This window comes from Martinezella tropici, assembly GCF_008370325.1.
In the GTDB taxonomy this organism is placed as follows: Bacteria; Pseudomonadota; Alphaproteobacteria; order Rhizobiales; family Rhizobiaceae; genus Rhizobium; species Rhizobium tropici_B.
Genome location: NZ_VNIP01000008.1, coordinates 110,815 through 125,397, shown reverse-complemented (window position 1 = coordinate 125,397; position 14,583 = coordinate 110,815). Strand labels below are relative to the sequence as shown.

Genomic DNA, 14,583 nt, shown 5'->3' with positions numbered 1-14,583 from the left:
AACGGGTGTCTCCACTCAGGCGTGTGAAGCTTGGAACGCTTACTTCGCAGCAGCAAGGCCTGGATCGCCCTGCTTTTCGAAGGTCTGGATTTCCTTGTTGTAATACTTACCGTCATCGCTCTTGGCGACTTCACGCAGATAGATGTTCTGCGTGATATGCCGGCTTTCCGGATCGATGGTAACAGGCCCGCGCGGGCTGACCCAGGACAGGCCCTTCACGGCATCGACAGCCTTCTGCGCATCCTGCTTGCCGCCGGTCGCTTCGATCATCTTGTAGATGACATGCATGCCATCGAAAGCGCCGACGGCCGGGAAGGTCAGCTCAGCGGGATTGCCGATCGCCTTGCCGGCGGCCGCGACGAAGGCCTTGTTTTCCGGCGAGTCATGCGAGACAGCATAGTGGAAGGTCGTCTGCATGCCGAGAGCTGCGTCGCCGAGCGCCGGCAAATCGGATTCCTGCGTCAGGTCGCCCGGCGCGAACAGCTTGATGCCAGCCGTTTTCAGACCATTCTCATTATAGGCCTTGACGAAACCGAGTGTCGTCGGACCGGACGGCAGGAAGGCAAAGACGCCCTGCGCGCCGGAGTCCTTGATGCGCTGCATGATCGGGCTGAAGTCATTGGTCGAAAGCGGCATGCGGATCGCCTGCACCACTTCGCCGCCCTGTTTCTCGAAACCAGCCTTGAAGGCATTCTCGGCATCGACTCCCGGACCGTAATCGCTGACGACGGAGATGACCTTCTTCACGCCGGCATCAAAGGCGACCTTGGCGATCGGGGTCGAGGTCTGCCAGGTGGTGAAGGATGTGCGCACGACAAGCGGGCTCTTGGTGACGATCGCCGAGGTCGCGGCATTGAAGATCACCATGGGCACATTGGCCTGCTTCAGGATTGGCGTCACAGCCATGGCATCCGGCGTGAAGTAGAAGCCGGCGAGATACTGGACCTTCTCCTTGACGACGAGTTCCTGGGCGAGCGACTTCGATTGGGCGGGATCAGCCGCAGGCAAATCGCGGTAGATCACCTCAACCTCGTCATTGCCGACCTTCTTGCCGTTGACCGCCATATAGGCGTCGATGCCGGCCTTGAAATTCTTGCCCTGCAACGCAAACGGACCGGAAAACGGACCGATGACGCCGACCTTGATAGTGTCGGCATAGGCAGCGCCGCCAAGAGCAACGGCCGCGATCGCGGCCAAGACAAACCGTTTCATTTTTCTCCTCCCGGCAGCCGTTTCTTATGCCGCCCTTGATCGTTTAAATTCCGATCATCACCAATTTCTCATAGGAAAAGGTGATGTAAAATGAAATAAATGCTCCCATCCATGCTTATCTGGTTATGATTAGCTGTAAATATCCTACTCCGCTGCAGTTCCCAGGCGCTTGATCGAGCCGATCAATTGCAGCGCATGGCGAAGCGACGCAGCCGCTGCTACCACCATGGACGGCAAAAGCAGCCACTCCAATGTCCAGGCGGCACCGGAGCGCTCCTGCTCGTGCACGAGCGATTGATGAATGCCCGAAAGCTGCACGGCATTGAAGCGGGCAAGCGTGACCAACGTTTCGGCGGCGACGGGGTTCTGCTTGTGGGGCATGGCGGAGGATCCGCCGCCGCCGGCAAGCTCTATCTCGTCGCCCGCCTGCGCCAGAAGCGCTGTATCCTGGCCGATCTTGCCGAGGCTGCCGGAGATCATGGACAAGAGCCCGGCAAGCTCGGCAATGCGTCCTCTCTGGGTTTGCCACTGCGGCTCATCCGTCAGCCCAAGCGTTTGTGCCAGCGAGCTCCTGATTTCGGCCGCCTTCGGCCCGAATTTTTCCAGCGTACCGGCCGCCCCGCCGAACTGCAGCGGAAAAGTCTCCTGCGTCAGCCGGTCGCGATATTGATCAAGCGGATGGCGCCATGCCCGCAGCCGGTCGGACACGGTGATCGCGATCGCGGCCTGCATCCGGGTGTGGCCCATCAATCTGTTCGATCCGAAACGCTCTTCCAGTTTGGAAAGAGCTGACGATACCGCAAAGAGACGTCCGCTCAGGATGAAAACCGCTGCCTTCAGCCGCAACATCAGGCTGGTGTCGATGACGTCCTGGCTGGTGGCGCCCAAATGGACATGTTTGTCGGCTTCCTCGCCTACTGCCTTGCGCAGCTGCCGAATAAGATCCGGCACGACGACGCCATCCGATGCCGTTGCCGTCTTCAGGCTCCGGAGATCGGGCTCGAAGGCGGTGCAGACTTCTGTGATATGGGCAGCCGCATCCTGCGGGATCAGGCCATGCTGCGCCTCGACCTCTGCAAGCGCCGCTTCGAAAGAGAGCATGGCGCGGATATCGGCCTCGGCCGAGAAATACGTCGCGATCTCCTCGTCACCGAGGAGGCCGGACAGAAAGGGATGGTCGAAGGGAGAAACGCTCATGGCCTATATATCGAGGAAAACCGTTTCTTTGTCGCCCTGCAAATGGATGTCGAAGGTGTAGACGGAGCCTTCCTTCTCGGCAATCAGCGTTGCGAGGCGATCCCTGTGCTCGATGCGCGCAAGCAAGGGATCCTCGGCGTTGGCCTCGGTCTCTTCTGGGAAATACATGCGTGTGTGCAATCCGATATTGATGCCTCGCGCCACGATCCAGACAGTGATGTGCGGCGCCATCTTGCGGCCGTCCTTGAAGGGAACGCGTCCCGGCTTGATCGTCCCGAAACGGAAAACGCCGTCGGTCGAACTGGTCGGACAACGCCCCCAGCCGGTAAAATTCGGATCGGCCGTGCCGCGCAGTTCCGACGGGCTGTTGTAAATCCCGGCGCTGTCGGCCTGCCAGATTTCGAGCACGGCATCCTTGACCGGCGCTCCCGCGCCATCGATCACTCTTCCCATCACCGTGATGCGCTCGCCGAGCGTCTTGTCGTTGACCATGACGGAGCCGAGATCGGTTTCGTAAACGCCGCCGATCTCGCTATAATTCGGCGTCAGGCCGATATGGACGTAAGGCCCTGCCGTCTGCGACGGCGTTTCCTTGAGGTAGCCGAGATCCTGTACCATCAATTGCCCTCCAGCCGGTTTTCGAACAGGGTCGACCGCCGACCGCGCAGCACAATATCGAATTTATAGGCGCGGGCATCCATCGGGATCGTGTTGCCCCAGTCGAGCGGCGCAATCAGCTGCTCGATCGCCTGTTTGTCGGGGATCGTGCCGACGATCGGACATTTCCAGATCATCGGGTCGCCCTCGAAATACATTTGCGTGATCAGCCGCTGCGCAAAGCCATGGCCGAAGACGGAGAAGTGGATGTGGGCCGGCCGCCAGTCGTTGACGCCGTTCGGCCAGGGATAGGCGCCGGGCCGGATGGTGCGGAAGGCATAGTGTCCATCGCCATCGGTGATGGCGCGGCCGCAACCGCCAAAATTCGGGTCGATGGCGGCAAGATAGGTTTCCTTCTTGTGGCGATAGCGCCCGCCGGCATTGGCCTGCCAGAATTCGAGCAGCACGCCCGGTACCGGCCCTCCGCGCTCGTCGAGCACACGGCCATGGACGATGATCCGCTCGCCGATGGCGCTCTCACCGGGCTTGGCGAAATTATGGATCAGGTCGTTATCGAGCTCATTCAGTATGGAATGCCCGAAAACCGGCCCGGTGATCTCGGATATCGTGCCGTCGAGAGAGAGCAATGCGCGCTGCGGCGACCGCAGCACGGAGGTCTTGTAGCCGGGCGCAAAAGCTGGCGGATGCCAGGCGCGGTCTCTCGCGAAAAAGGCGCCAGTCTCGGGCTTGCTGTTGCTTCTATCGGACATGTCTGCCTCGCTTCATGCCGCCTGTTCGGCGTCCATCTGTTCGAAAACCTGCTTGGCGATCTTGATCGCGTGGTTGGCCGCCGGCACGCCAGCATAGATCGCCACATGCAAAAGCGCCTCGCAAACATCGTCGCGGGTCGCGCCGGTATTGCGCGTAGCGCGCACATGCATGGCCACCTCGTCATCCTGACCGAGCGCGGCGAGCAGGGCAATGGTCACGATGGACCGTTCACGCAGGCTCAGCGTCGGGCGCGACCAGACATGCCCCCAGGCCGCTTCGGTGATCAGTTCCTGGAAAGGCCGATCGAACTCGGTCGACCCCTGCTGGGTGCGGTCGACATGGCCGTCGCCGAGCACGGCGCGGCGTGTCGCCATGCCCTGCAGATAGCGCTCGGACGGCGCGGTGGGGTCATTCATCAGGCTTGTTCTCCACGCAGGACGACGTCGACGAAGGCACGGATGACTTCAGTCAACGCCTCGGGTTGTTCGACGCAGGGGATATGACCGGCGTCCTTGATCACTTCATAGCGCGCATTCGGAATGAGCTTGGCCGTCGAGAGCACCACATCGGGCGGCGTCGAGCCGTCCTGATCGCCGACGATGCAGATGGTGGGCACCGCAATCTTGGCCGCCGCTTCCGTCAGATCGGCATCGCGAAGCGCGGCGCAAGTGGCAACGTAACCTGCGACCGGCTGGCGGATCAGCATGTTGCAATAGCCTGCGAAGCCAATGTTTTCCGGGCGGCGGAAGGCGGGCGTGAACCAGCGCTCCATGACGGCATCGACGATCGATTCGATGCCGTCAGCCTCGACCTGTGCGATACGGGCATTCCAGCTTTCGGCAGTGCCAATCTTATGGGCGGTGTCGCAGAGGATCAGCGCCCGCACCAGATCCGGGCGACGCTGATAGAGCGACTGCGCGACCAGTCCGCCGACCGACAGGCCGCAGATGACGGCGCTCTTGACCGAGAGGAAGTCGAGCAGGCCGGCAAGATCGGTGGCATGATCCTCGATGGAATAAGGCATCTGGCCGAGATCGGAGAGACCGTGGCCGCGCTTGTCGTAGAGCACGATGGCAAAATCGCCTGCCAGACGCACGATCACATCGCGCCAGATCCGGAAATCGGTGCCGAGCGAATTGGCAAAGACAAGCACCGGCTTGTCAGCGGGACCGCCGATGATCTGATAGTGGATCGTGACGTCGTTGATGCGGGCAAACTGCACTGGAAATCTCCTCGGCCGTGAGATTGGATGTATAATCTGGTTAGGTAAAATGATATTTCTTTGCTCTACGATAACTCCGGGGTTATGAGTGAGCATGCTCGACGCGCGCATCAAGTTCCGCCATCTGCAGACCTTTGTCGAGGTTGCGCGCCAGAAAAGCGTGATCAAGGCGGCCGGCCTGCTGAATATCAGCCAGCCGGCGGTGACGAAGACGATCCGCGAGCTGGAAGAGGCGCTTGGCGTTGCCGTCTTCGAACGCGACGGGCGCGGCATCCGCATCACCCGCTACGGCGAAGTCTTTCTCCGCCATGCAGGCGCGGCACTCACAGCCCTTAGGCAAGGTCTGGACTCCGTGTCGCAGGAGCGCTCCGGCGAAGCGCCGCCGATCCGCGTCGGCGCGTTGCCGACGGTGTCCACGCGGATCATGCCGCGGGCGATGGAATTGTTTCTGAAGGAGGAGACTTGGAGCCGCATCAAGATCGTCACCGGCGAGAATGCCGTGCTTCTTGAGCAGTTGCGTATCGGCGATCTCGACCTCGTCGTCGGCCGGTTGGCAAGCCCCGACAAGATGACCGGCTTTTCCTTCGAGCACCTCTATTCCGAACAGGTGGTCTTCGCCGTCAGGGCAGGCCATCCGCTGCTGTCCGACAGGCGATCACTGTTTGCCGATCTCAATCGCTACACGATCCTGATGCCGACGCGAGGCTCGATCATCCGGCCCTTCGTCGAAAGCTTCCTGATCGCCAATGGTGCCGGCGGATTGCCCAACCAGATCGAGACCGTTTCCGATTCCTTCGGCCGCGCTTTCGTACGCGCGAGCGACGCCATCTGGATCATTTCGGCTGGCGTCGTTGCCGGCGATGTCGATGACGGGCTGCTGGCGCTCCTGCCGATCGATACCAGCGAGACGAAGGGACCGGTGGGATTGACCATGCGTACCGACGCCATCCCCACCCTTCCATTGTCGATCCTGATGCAGACGATCCGGGAAGCGGCAAGCGAGGTTGCCAAGAAGCTTTGACGCGGGCTTACAAAGCAGGGCGATTTCGTATGAACTGAAAGATGCCCCTCACCCCAGCCCTCTCCCCGTTTTGACGGGGCGAGGGAGCGACCTCGCCAAGCCCCTTCGCCCCGCCTGCGGGGAGAAGGTGGACTCGAACAGTGAAGCGGAGCGAACTGTAAGAGGACGGATGAGGGGCTTACCTATCCGTATGCGATTGCCCTGCTTCAGAACGGCAGGCCGACATAGTTCTCCGCGAGCGCGGTCGAAGCGGCGCGCGAATGGGTGAGATAATCAAGCTCGGCTTCCTGGATCTTCTGGTCGAAATCGCTGGTATCGGGAAAGCGATGCATCATCGTCGTCATCCACCAAGAGAAGCGGACTGCCTTCCAGACACGGGCAAGCGCTCGCGCGGAATAGGCATCCAAGCCGACATTCGAACGATCCTGATAATGCTCGGCAAGACCAGAAAACAGGTAGTGCACGTCGCTCGCCGCCAGATTGAGACCCTTGGCGCCGGTTGGCGGCACGATATGCGCGGCATCACCGACGAGGAAGAGACGACCGAAACGCATCGGTTCGGCCACGAAGGAGCGCAGCGGCGCGATCGATTTCTCGAAGGACGGTGCCGTGACCAGAGCCTCGGCATGATGGGCCGGCAGCCGGCGCCGCAGCTCATCCCAAAAACGGTCGTCGCTCCAGTCCTCGACCTTCTCGTCGAGCGGACACTGAATGTAATAGCGGCTGCGCGTTATCGATCGCATGGAGCAAAGAGCAAAACCGCGGGGATGATTGGCGTAGATCAGCTCATGATTGACGGGCGCCACCTCGGCCAGCACGCCGAGCCAGCCGAAGGGATAGACCTTCTCGAAACTGCGAACCGCCTTTTCCGGAACCGATTTGCGGCTGACGCCATGAAAGCCGTCGCAGCCGGCGATGAAATCGCAATCGATGCGATGGGAAATGCCGTCCTTCTCATAGGTCAGATGGGGCGTATCGCCATCGAAACCGTGCGGCTGGACATTGGCAACGCTATAGATGGTCGCAGCACCGCTTTCCTCGCGGCGAGCCATCAGGTCGCGGGTCATCTCCGTCTGGCCGTAAATGACGACCCGCTTGCCGCCTGTGAGACCATGAAGGTCGATGCGGTGATCGCGGCCGTCGAAGGCCAGCGAGAAGCCATCATGCGGCAAGCCCTCGGCATGCAGGCGGGCACTCGCCTTCGCCTCGTCCAGCAACCGGACGGTGCCTTCCTCAAGGACGCCGGCGCGCACGCGGCCAAGAATGTAATCCTTGCCGACGCGATCGAGAATGACGTTGTCGATGCCGGCCTCCGTCAGCAACTGGCCAAGCAGCAACCCGGACGGCCCTGAACCGATAATGGCGACTTGAGTGCGCATCGTCTCCTCCCATGCGTCTATCTTGCTTCAAGTCTCTTCGGCGCGTGGCAGGTCCGCAATGGACATTTCGGTCATGAAATTGCACAAATCGAACATGACGAGGGAGGAGAGCTGTGACGAAGACTGTGCCGACCTATGGGCTCTATGGCGAAAATACCGGCCGAAAGCCTGATTTCTGGCTGCATTGCGAGACAATCCCCTCCCGCAGCAGCCTTCATCATTGGGAGATCCGCCCGCACCGGCATGAGAGCTTTTTTCAGATCTTGTACATAGATGCCGGATCCGGCGACGCAATCTTTGACGGAATTCCCCACGCCATTACACCGCCTGCCGTCATTACCGTACCGCCAAAGATCAATCACGGCTTTCGGTTTTCGCGCGATATTGACGGCTTCGTCATCACGGTGCTGATCTCGCACCTGAAGGCGGCGCCGGGCGATCGCAGCCGGCTGGGTGCATGGCTTGCCGATCCGCATTTGACCCTGCTCGACACCCGCAACGAAGATGCCGCCCATGTTGCCAGCACACTGAAACGCCTGGGCGAGGAGTTCGCCAGCCACCGCAACGGCCGCAACGATCTGCTCGATGCCTATCTGACGTCCGCCTTGCTGCTGACGGCGCGCATCGCCCAGAAAGCCGATGAGGGATCAAATGCCGGCGATGGGGGCGAACGCCGGATGGAGATGCTGCAGGGCCTCATCCAGCGCCACTTTCGCTCGCACAAGCCGGCCGCCTTCTATGCCGAAAGCCTCGGCATCTCGCCGGCCCATCTCAGCCGCATCGTGCGCAGCCGGACGGGGCACGGCGCGCACGAGTTGATCACACGCAAGCTGCTGGACGAAGCCAAGCGCGAACTCGTCTTCACCTTCGCGACGGTGCAGGAAATCAGCTATCGCCTAGGCTTTGCCGACCCCGCTTATTTTTCCCGCTTCTTCGTCAAGCAGACCGGACAGACGCCCCGCGCCTGGCGCATTGAGGAGCGGGAGAGGCTGGGAATGTGATGGTTACGGCAGCACCAGCCGCAGTGCCTTCTGCGTCTCCTTCAGTAGCGGCAGAAACCTCTCTGCCATGTCGGACCCAGGAACATAAGCAGCCGGAGCACCGATATTGATTGCCGCCACGGTCTGGCCGCGATCGTTTTCCACCGGCACGGCAATCGAGCAGAGGCCGATTTCCAGTTCCTGGTCGATGACGGCATAGCCCTGGCCTCTCACCCGGCGGAATTCCGCCATCAGCTCCTCCGGATCAATCTTGGTATTCGGCGTGTTCGCCTTGAGATCGGTCCGCTCAAGCACCGAACGCGCCTCGCTTTCCGGCAAAGCGGCAAGCAGAACGCGGCCCATCGAGGCGCAGAAGGCGGGGAGGCGGCTGCCCGGTGTCAGGTTGATCGACATCACCCGGCGCTGGGAGGCGCGGGCGATATAGACCACCTCGGTTCCATCCAGCACCGAAGCGGAAGCGTTCTGCCCGGCGCGTTCGGCAAGCTGATCGAGATGCGGCTGGATGATGGTGGGTAGCGGCGTCGCGGCCAGATAGGCGTGGCCGAGCCTCAGGATCTTCGGCGTCAACGTGAAGAATTTGCCATCGTAAACAGCATAGCCGAGCTCGGAGAGCGTCAGCAGCGAACGGCGCACGGTGGCACGATCAAGCGCCGTCAGCTTCGATGCTTCGGCAATCGTCAGACGCTGCCGTGTCTCGCCGAAGGCTTCGATGACTTTCAATCCCTTGGCAAAGCCGCTGACGAAATCCGTTTCGCGCATCTCACATCCTCAATTCGATGCCATTTTGTGCGATATATGAACAAATGTCAAATAACGCACAAAATTATTGCCGTCCGGTGCATGCTGATCTATTCGAAGGAAGAGGACGGGGCGCCATAGTCCGCCCGCAACGGCAAACGGGAGTTTCCGCATGGACAAGACAATTGCGAGCACGGCGGCCGCCGTCTCGGACATCGGCGAAGGCGCAACCGTCATGATCGGCGGCTTTGGCGGCTCCGGCGCGCCGATCGAACTCATTCATGCGCTGATCGACAAAGGCCCAAGAAATCTGACCGTCATCAATAACAATGCCGGCAACGGCCGTATCGGCATCGCCGCGATGATCGATGCCGGCATGGTCAGGAAGATGATCTGCTCCTTCCCGCGCTCGTCGGATCCGCGCGCCTTCACCGATCGCTATCTGGCGGGCGACATCGAGCTGGAACTGGTGCCCCAGGGGACTCTTGCCGAACGCATCCGTGCCGGCGGCGCCGGCATTCCGGCTTTCTACACTCCGACTGCCTATGGCACCGAACTCGCCAACGGCAAGGCCACAGCGGAATTCGATGGCCGCCACTATGTTCAGGAGCGCTGGCTCAAGGCCGATTTCGCCATTGTCAAAGCCCATGTCGGCGACGTGCAGGGCAATCTCATCTACAACAAGGCCGGTCGCAACTTTAATCCGCTGATGTGCATGGCCGCGACCAAGACGATCGCGCAGGTCTCGAAAATCGTCGCCGCCGGCGAGCTCGATCCCGAGCACATCGTTACCCCCGGCATCTTCGTCAATGGCGTCGTGGAAGTCGCCGATCCGCAACAGGAAGAAAATCTCATTCGAGCCGGAGTGGCATACGTATGACTATCGACACACGCGAAGACATCAAGCTCTCCAACGCGCAGATCGCCTGGCGCGCGGCGCAGGATATCCAGGATGGCGCCTATGTGAACCTCGGCATCGGCTTTCCCGAAATGGTCGCCCGTTACCAGCCTCCCGGCCGCCAAGCGATCTTCCACACCGAAAACGGCATTCTGAATTTCGGCGAGCCGCCGGCGGAGGGCGAGGAAGATTGGGATCTGATCAATGCCGGCAAGAAGGCTGTCACGCTGAAGCCGGGCGCGTCCTTCTTCCATCACGCCGATAGCTTCGCCATGGTGCGCGGCGGCCATCTGGATGTCGCGATCCTCGGCGCCTATCAAGTGGCGCAGAATGGCGACCTCGCCAACTGGCGCGTCGGCACCAAAGGCGTGCCTGCCGTTGGCGGGGCCATGGACCTCGTGCACGGCGCCAAGCAGGTTTTCGTCATCACAGAACATGTGACGAAGGACGGAAAGCCGAAACTGGTGGAGGCCTGTACCTTCCCGCTGACCGGCGTCGGCTGCATCACCCGGGTCTATACGAGCCATGCGGTCATCGACATTGCAAAGGAAGGTTTCATCGTGCGTGAAAAACTCGCTGCCATGACTATGGACGAGCTGCAGGCGATGACAGGCGCTCCGCTCCATACAGACCGTGCCGTTGCCGATCTCGTCGTGCCGACGCTGTAAAGCCCGTTGCGATCTTTCAGATTCGCGCGCAATGCTTTAAGCTTATAATATTTCGCATGCCGACATCGTAATTCGCCGCCTTTGCGCGTTATGCAGTAGGGAGAAGACCATGACCGAAGCCTTCATCTGTGACTATATCCGCACGCCGATCGGCCGCTTCGGCGGATCGCTCTCCTCCGTTCGTGCCGATGATCTCGGTGCCGTGCCGTTGAAGGCGCTAATCGAGCGCAACGGCTCGGTCGACTGGGAAGCCATCGACGATGTCATCTACGGCTGCGCCAACCAGGCCGGCGAAGACAATCGCAATGTTGCGCGCATGGCAAGCCTTCTGGCCGGCCTGCCGATCTCAGTGCCCGGCACGACGATCAACCGGCTTTGCGGCTCGGGCATGGACGCCGTCATCGCAGCCGCTCGCGCCATCCGCGCCGGCGAGGCGGATTTGATGATCGCGGGCGGCGTCGAAAGCATGTCGCGAGCGCCCTTCGTCATTCCCAAGGCCGAAAGTGCCTTTTCGCGCAATGCCGAAATCTACGACACGACCATTGGCTGGCGTTTCATCAATCCCGTGATGAAGAAGCAGTATGGCGTCGACTCTATGCCGGAAACCGGCGAGAACGTCGCGGAAGATTACAAGGTCAGCCGCGAGGATCAGGACGCCTTTGCCGTTCGCTCGCAGGCAAAGGCCGCGGCAGCGCAGGAGAACGGCCGGCCTGCCAAGGAGATTACCCCGGTGACGATCCCGCAGCGCAAGGGCGATCCGATTATCGTCGGCAAGGATGAGCATCCACGCGCAACCACAATGGAAGCGCTCGCCAAGCTCGGCACGCCCTTCAAGAAGGAAGGCGGCACGGTGACGGCCGGTAATGCCTCCGGCGTCAATGATGGCGCCGCCGCACTCATCATCGCTTCCGAAGCAGCCGCCAGGAAATACGGCCTGACGCCGATTGCCCGCATTCTCGGCGGTGCGGCCGCCGGCGTTCCCCCACGCATCATGGGCATCGGCCCGGTTCCGGCTTCGCGCAAACTGATGGCCCGGCTCGGCATGCGCCAGGAACAGTTCGACCTCATCGAACTCAACGAAGCCTTCGCCTCGCAGGGGCTTGCCGTGCTGCGCGAACTCGGCATCGCCGATGACGACGCGCGCGTCAACCGCAACGGCGGCGCCATCGCGCTTGGTCATCCGCTTGGCATGTCCGGCGCCCGCATCACCGGCACCGCCGCCCTGGAGCTGAAGGAAACCGGCGGCCGCTATTCGCTCTCCACCATGTGTATCGGCGTCGGCCAGGGAATTGCCATCGCGCTGGAACGAGTCTGATTTTCCAATCGGTTTTGGTCCGTCGCTTCAAAGGCGGCGGACCGGCTTACTGCCCGCGATTGGGGCAAATCAAGCCGGCAATTGCCGATGCCATCCGGAACGGCAAAGGCTCTGGCGCGTTTTCCTGCTGCTCAGTGGGATCGATTCATGCCGTCACGCCAGAAATTCTCAAAATTATTTCCTTCAGGCGCACTTACCCTTCCCATTGCCCTCATCCTGTTGCTGTCGATCGCGCAAATCGCCTTCGCAGCCGAAGGGCAAAAGGCCAGCCATACCTCCGAAGGGCTGTTTCTGGTGCAGATCGTTCTGCTTGTCGTATCGGGCAGATTGCTCGGCGAATGGATGGTGCGCATCGGCCAGCCGTCGATCATGGGCCAGATCATCGCCGGCATCATTCTCGGTCCTTCCCTTTTCGGCCTGGTGTTTCCAAATGTGCAGGCAAGCCTCTTTCCACCGGACCCAGGCCAGAAAAATATGACCGATGCGATCGGTCAGCTCGGCATCCTCTTCCTTCTGCTGCTGGCTGGTATGGAAACCGATCTCGGCCTGGCAAAGCGCCTGCGCAAATCCGCCGCAGGCGTCTCGCTCACCGGCATCGTCATTCCCTTTGCCGCAGGTTTCGCCCTGGGGGAGCTCATCCCGGACACCTTGCTTCCCGATCCCGAGAAGCGGCTCGTCACATCTCTCTTCCTGGGTACGGCCCTTTCCATCTCTTCGGTGAAGATCGTCGCTTCCGTGGTGCGCGAGATGGACTTCATGCGCCGGAATATAGGTCAGCTGATCGTCGCCTCCGCCATCATCGACGATACTGTGGGCTGGGTGATCATCGCCATTACCTTCGGCCTCGCCGAAAAGGGCACGGTCGATCTCCCGACTCTGGCGACCAGCGCGATCGGCACGTTGGCCTTCATGGCCGTCAGCTTCACCATCGGCAGGCGGATCGTCTTCGAAATCATCCGCCGGACCAACGACAATTTTCGCAGCGACCTCCCCGTGCTCAGCGCCATCGTCGCGATCATGGGCACGATGGCGATCATCACCAATCTTATCGGCGTCCATACCGTGCTCGGCGCCTTCGTCGCGGGTATCCTCGTCGGTGAATCGCCGATCCTTACCCGTCAGATCGACGTGCAGCTTCGCGCGTTGACGACGGCGCTTTTCATGCCCGTCTTCTTCGGGCTGACGGGCCTGCAGACCGATCTCACCGTGCTCGCCGATCCCGCCATATTGTTGCTGACGGCCGCCGTCGTCGTCATTGCCAGCATCGGCAAGTTCGGCGGAGCCTTCGCCGCCGCCAAGATCAGCGGCTATTCGGGATCGGAGGCCCTCGCGCTCGGCTGCGGCATGAATGCCAGGGGATCGACGGAAGTGATCGTCGCAACCATAGGCCTGTCCGTCGGCGTTCTGGACGAGAAGCTCTTTTCCGTTATCGTCGCCATGGCCGTCATCACCACGATGGCGATGCCGCCGACGCTGCGTTGGGCGTTGGCACGCCTGCCGCTGCCCGAAGAAGAGCGCGACCGGCTCGAGCGCGAGCAATTCGAGAGCGAAAGCTTCCTGGCGAATTTCGAACGCATCCTGTTGACCGTCGACGGCTCGCAAAGCAGCCGCCTTGCAACCTGGATCGCCGCCTTCTTCGCGGTGACGCGCAAGATGCCCGTCACCGTTCTCGACGTGCGCAAGCCGAAGGATGCCGGGAGAGAGCCGGAGATGGCCGCCACCGAGGGACCGCCGTCACAAGCCCGGGCCATTGCCGAGGATCTGCGCCAATGCGCTACCGATCTGTTGTCGTCGGCACCGCCTGACAAGGACATGGCCGCTCAAAGCGATATCCACGTCACGGTTCGGGAAAAGGACGGCGAGCTCGAAACCATGCTCGGCGACATCTCGGACACCGGCCACGACCTTCTCTTCACAGGCGTCGAGCCTTCGATGGGAGAGGACGGTCGCTTCAGTGAGGCCCTGCAGGTCATGACCTCGGCGTTCAAGGGAACCTCCGCCATCGTCACGGCGCGGGGGGCGTTGCCGGAGCGGCCCCAGGACCTGCGAATCCTGCTCCCCGTCAGCGGCACGGAGCGCTCCGTCAGGGCGGCGGAATTCGGACTTGCCGTTGCCAAGGCGACAAACGCCCATTGCGCCCTGCTGCTGATCGTGGAACCGCGGCAGGCGAGAGCCATCCAGCGCATCAGCGATCACGGCAACGATAATTGGGACGTTATCAAGTCAGTCGGCGCGATTGCCGATTACTATGGCGTCAGAATCGAAAAAGTGGTTCAACAGGGGCCTTCGCCCGAGCTTTCGATCCTGCGCCATGCCCGCAGCGGAAAATACAATCTCATTGTACTCGGCGTGAGCAAACGGGCAAGCGGCAGCCTTTCCTACGGCGGCGTTGCAGACACACTCCTGCAAACGGCCGATAGGTCATGCATTTTCATCGAAACCGACCTGTCTTCTTCGCAGACAGTTCGCGAATAGCTCGACCCCTCAACGCCCGGATAGATCAAGGGAATCAATAAAGGGCATCAGCACTATTCATTGTTCGAGCGCAGCGCCGTAAGCCATAC

Annotated in this window: 14 protein-coding genes; 6 read left to right on the top strand and 8 right to left on the bottom strand. The window is 61.1% G+C overall.

The window, feature by feature from the left end:
* Nucleotides 1–39: 39 nt before the first annotated feature.
* The 6 genes from FP026_RS13695 to pcaD form a co-directional block, all read right to left on the bottom strand.
* Nucleotides 40–1,212, bottom strand: a complete 1,173-nt coding sequence (locus tag FP026_RS13695) for an ABC transporter substrate-binding protein (protein WP_149635175.1) — start codon at nt 1,210–1,212, stop codon at nt 40–42.
* A gap of 144 nt (nt 1,213–1,356) precedes the next feature.
* Nucleotides 1,357–2,409, bottom strand: a complete 1,053-nt coding sequence (locus FP026_RS13690; RefSeq protein WP_149635174.1) for a 3-carboxy-cis,cis-muconate cycloisomerase — start codon at nt 2,407–2,409, stop codon at nt 1,357–1,359.
* 3 nt (nt 2,410–2,412) lie between these two features.
* Nucleotides 2,413–3,027, bottom strand: coding sequence for a protocatechuate 3,4-dioxygenase subunit alpha (pcaG, locus tag FP026_RS13685; RefSeq protein ID WP_149635173.1), 615 nt, complete (start codon nt 3,025–3,027; stop codon nt 2,413–2,415).
* On the bottom strand, nt 3,027–3,776 hold the full coding sequence (gene pcaH, locus FP026_RS13680) for a protocatechuate 3,4-dioxygenase subunit beta (RefSeq protein WP_149635172.1): 750 nt from the start codon (nt 3,774–3,776) through the stop codon (nt 3,027–3,029). Before pcaH ends, pcaG begins: the two co-directional genes overlap by 1 nt.
* Nucleotides 3,777–3,788: 12 nt before the next feature.
* Nucleotides 3,789–4,193 carry a 4-carboxymuconolactone decarboxylase gene (gene pcaC, locus FP026_RS13675; RefSeq protein ID WP_149635171.1) on the bottom strand — a complete coding sequence of 135 codons (405 nt, stop codon included), beginning with the start codon at nt 4,191–4,193 and terminating at the stop codon, nt 3,789–3,791.
* Nucleotides 4,193–4,999: a 3-oxoadipate enol-lactonase gene (pcaD, locus tag FP026_RS13670; RefSeq protein ID WP_149635170.1), complete on the bottom strand. Its 807-nt coding sequence runs from the start codon at nt 4,997–4,999 to the stop codon at nt 4,193–4,195. The genes pcaC and pcaD overlap by 1 nt, the downstream gene beginning before the upstream one ends.
* Before the next feature lie 94 nt (nt 5,000–5,093).
* Here pcaD and pcaQ point away from each other — a divergent pair, with 94 nt between their 5' ends.
* Nucleotides 5,094–6,020, top strand: coding sequence for a pca operon transcription factor PcaQ (gene pcaQ / locus FP026_RS13665; protein ID WP_149635750.1), 927 nt, complete (start codon nt 5,094–5,096; stop codon nt 6,018–6,020).
* 206 nt (nt 6,021–6,226) lie between these two features.
* On the opposite strand, the gene pobA is transcribed toward pcaQ, so the two are convergent.
* A complete protein-coding gene (pobA, locus tag FP026_RS13660; protein WP_149635169.1) occupies nt 6,227–7,399 on the bottom strand; it encodes a 4-hydroxybenzoate 3-monooxygenase in 1,173 nt (390 codons plus the stop codon).
* 113 nt (nt 7,400–7,512) lie between these two features.
* Between pobA and FP026_RS13655 the strand changes: the two genes are divergently transcribed.
* Nucleotides 7,513–8,400 carry a helix-turn-helix domain-containing protein gene (locus FP026_RS13655; protein ID WP_149635168.1) on the top strand — a complete coding sequence of 296 codons (888 nt, stop codon included), beginning with the start codon at nt 7,513–7,515 and terminating at the stop codon, nt 8,398–8,400.
* 3 nt (nt 8,401–8,403) lie between these two features.
* Here FP026_RS13655 and FP026_RS13650 read toward each other — a convergent pair whose 3' ends face one another.
* The gene (locus FP026_RS13650; protein WP_149635167.1) at nt 8,404–9,159 is read right to left on the bottom strand and encodes an IclR family transcriptional regulator; all 756 of its coding nucleotides are present in this window, start codon (nt 9,157–9,159) and stop codon (nt 8,404–8,406) included.
* A gap of 151 nt (nt 9,160–9,310) precedes the next feature.
* Between FP026_RS13650 and FP026_RS13645 the strand changes: the two genes are divergently transcribed.
* From FP026_RS13645 to FP026_RS13630, 4 genes are all read left to right on the top strand, one after another.
* The gene (locus tag FP026_RS13645) at nt 9,311–10,018 is read left to right on the top strand and encodes a 3-oxoacid CoA-transferase subunit A (protein WP_149635166.1); all 708 of its coding nucleotides are present in this window, start codon (nt 9,311–9,313) and stop codon (nt 10,016–10,018) included.
* Nucleotides 10,015–10,704 carry a CoA transferase subunit B gene (locus FP026_RS13640; protein WP_188112577.1) on the top strand — a complete coding sequence of 230 codons (690 nt, stop codon included), beginning with the start codon at nt 10,015–10,017 and terminating at the stop codon, nt 10,702–10,704. Before FP026_RS13645 ends, FP026_RS13640 begins: the two co-directional genes overlap by 4 nt.
* A 109-nt stretch (nt 10,705–10,813) precedes the next feature.
* A complete protein-coding gene (pcaF, locus tag FP026_RS13635; RefSeq protein WP_149635165.1) occupies nt 10,814–12,019 on the top strand; it encodes a 3-oxoadipyl-CoA thiolase in 1,206 nt (401 codons plus the stop codon).
* A 147-nt stretch (nt 12,020–12,166) separates the two neighbouring features.
* Complete coding sequence (locus FP026_RS13630; RefSeq protein WP_149635164.1) at nt 12,167–14,494, top strand: cation:proton antiporter; 2,328 nt, start codon at nt 12,167–12,169, stop codon at nt 14,492–14,494.
* The last annotated feature ends 89 nt before the right edge of the window (nt 14,495–14,583 follow it).

Excerpts from the sequence above, each read along its gene's own strand:
- pcaF (WP_149635165.1), top strand. The coding sequence starts at position 10,814 with ATGACCGAAGCCTTCATCTGTGACTATATCCGCACGCCGATCGGCCGC.
- FP026_RS13690 (WP_149635174.1), bottom strand. The coding sequence starts at position 2,409 with ATGAGCGTTTCTCCCTTCGACCATCCCTTTCTGTCCGGCCTCCTCGGT.
- FP026_RS13630 (WP_149635164.1), top strand. The coding sequence starts at position 12,167 with ATGCCGTCACGCCAGAAATTCTCAAAATTATTTCCTTCAGGCGCACTT.
- pobA (WP_149635169.1), bottom strand. The coding sequence starts at position 7,399 with ATGCGCACTCAAGTCGCCATTATCGGTTCAGGGCCGTCCGGGTTGCTG.
- FP026_RS13640 (WP_188112577.1), top strand. The coding sequence starts at position 10,015 with ATGACTATCGACACACGCGAAGACATCAAGCTCTCCAACGCGCAGATC.
- pcaQ (WP_149635750.1), top strand. The coding sequence starts at position 5,094 with ATGCTCGACGCGCGCATCAAGTTCCGCCATCTGCAGACCTTTGTCGAG.
- FP026_RS13650 (WP_149635167.1), bottom strand. The coding sequence starts at position 9,159 with ATGCGCGAAACGGATTTCGTCAGCGGCTTTGCCAAGGGATTGAAAGTC.
- pcaH (WP_149635172.1), bottom strand. The coding sequence starts at position 3,776 with ATGTCCGATAGAAGCAACAGCAAGCCCGAGACTGGCGCCTTTTTCGCG.
- FP026_RS13695 (WP_149635175.1), bottom strand. The coding sequence starts at position 1,212 with ATGAAACGGTTTGTCTTGGCCGCGATCGCGGCCGTTGCTCTTGGCGGC.
- pcaG (WP_149635173.1), bottom strand. The coding sequence starts at position 3,027 with ATGGTACAGGATCTCGGCTACCTCAAGGAAACGCCGTCGCAGACGGCA.
- pcaC (WP_149635171.1), bottom strand. The coding sequence starts at position 4,193 with ATGAATGACCCCACCGCGCCGTCCGAGCGCTATCTGCAGGGCATGGCG.
- FP026_RS13645 (WP_149635166.1), top strand. The coding sequence starts at position 9,311 with ATGGACAAGACAATTGCGAGCACGGCGGCCGCCGTCTCGGACATCGGC.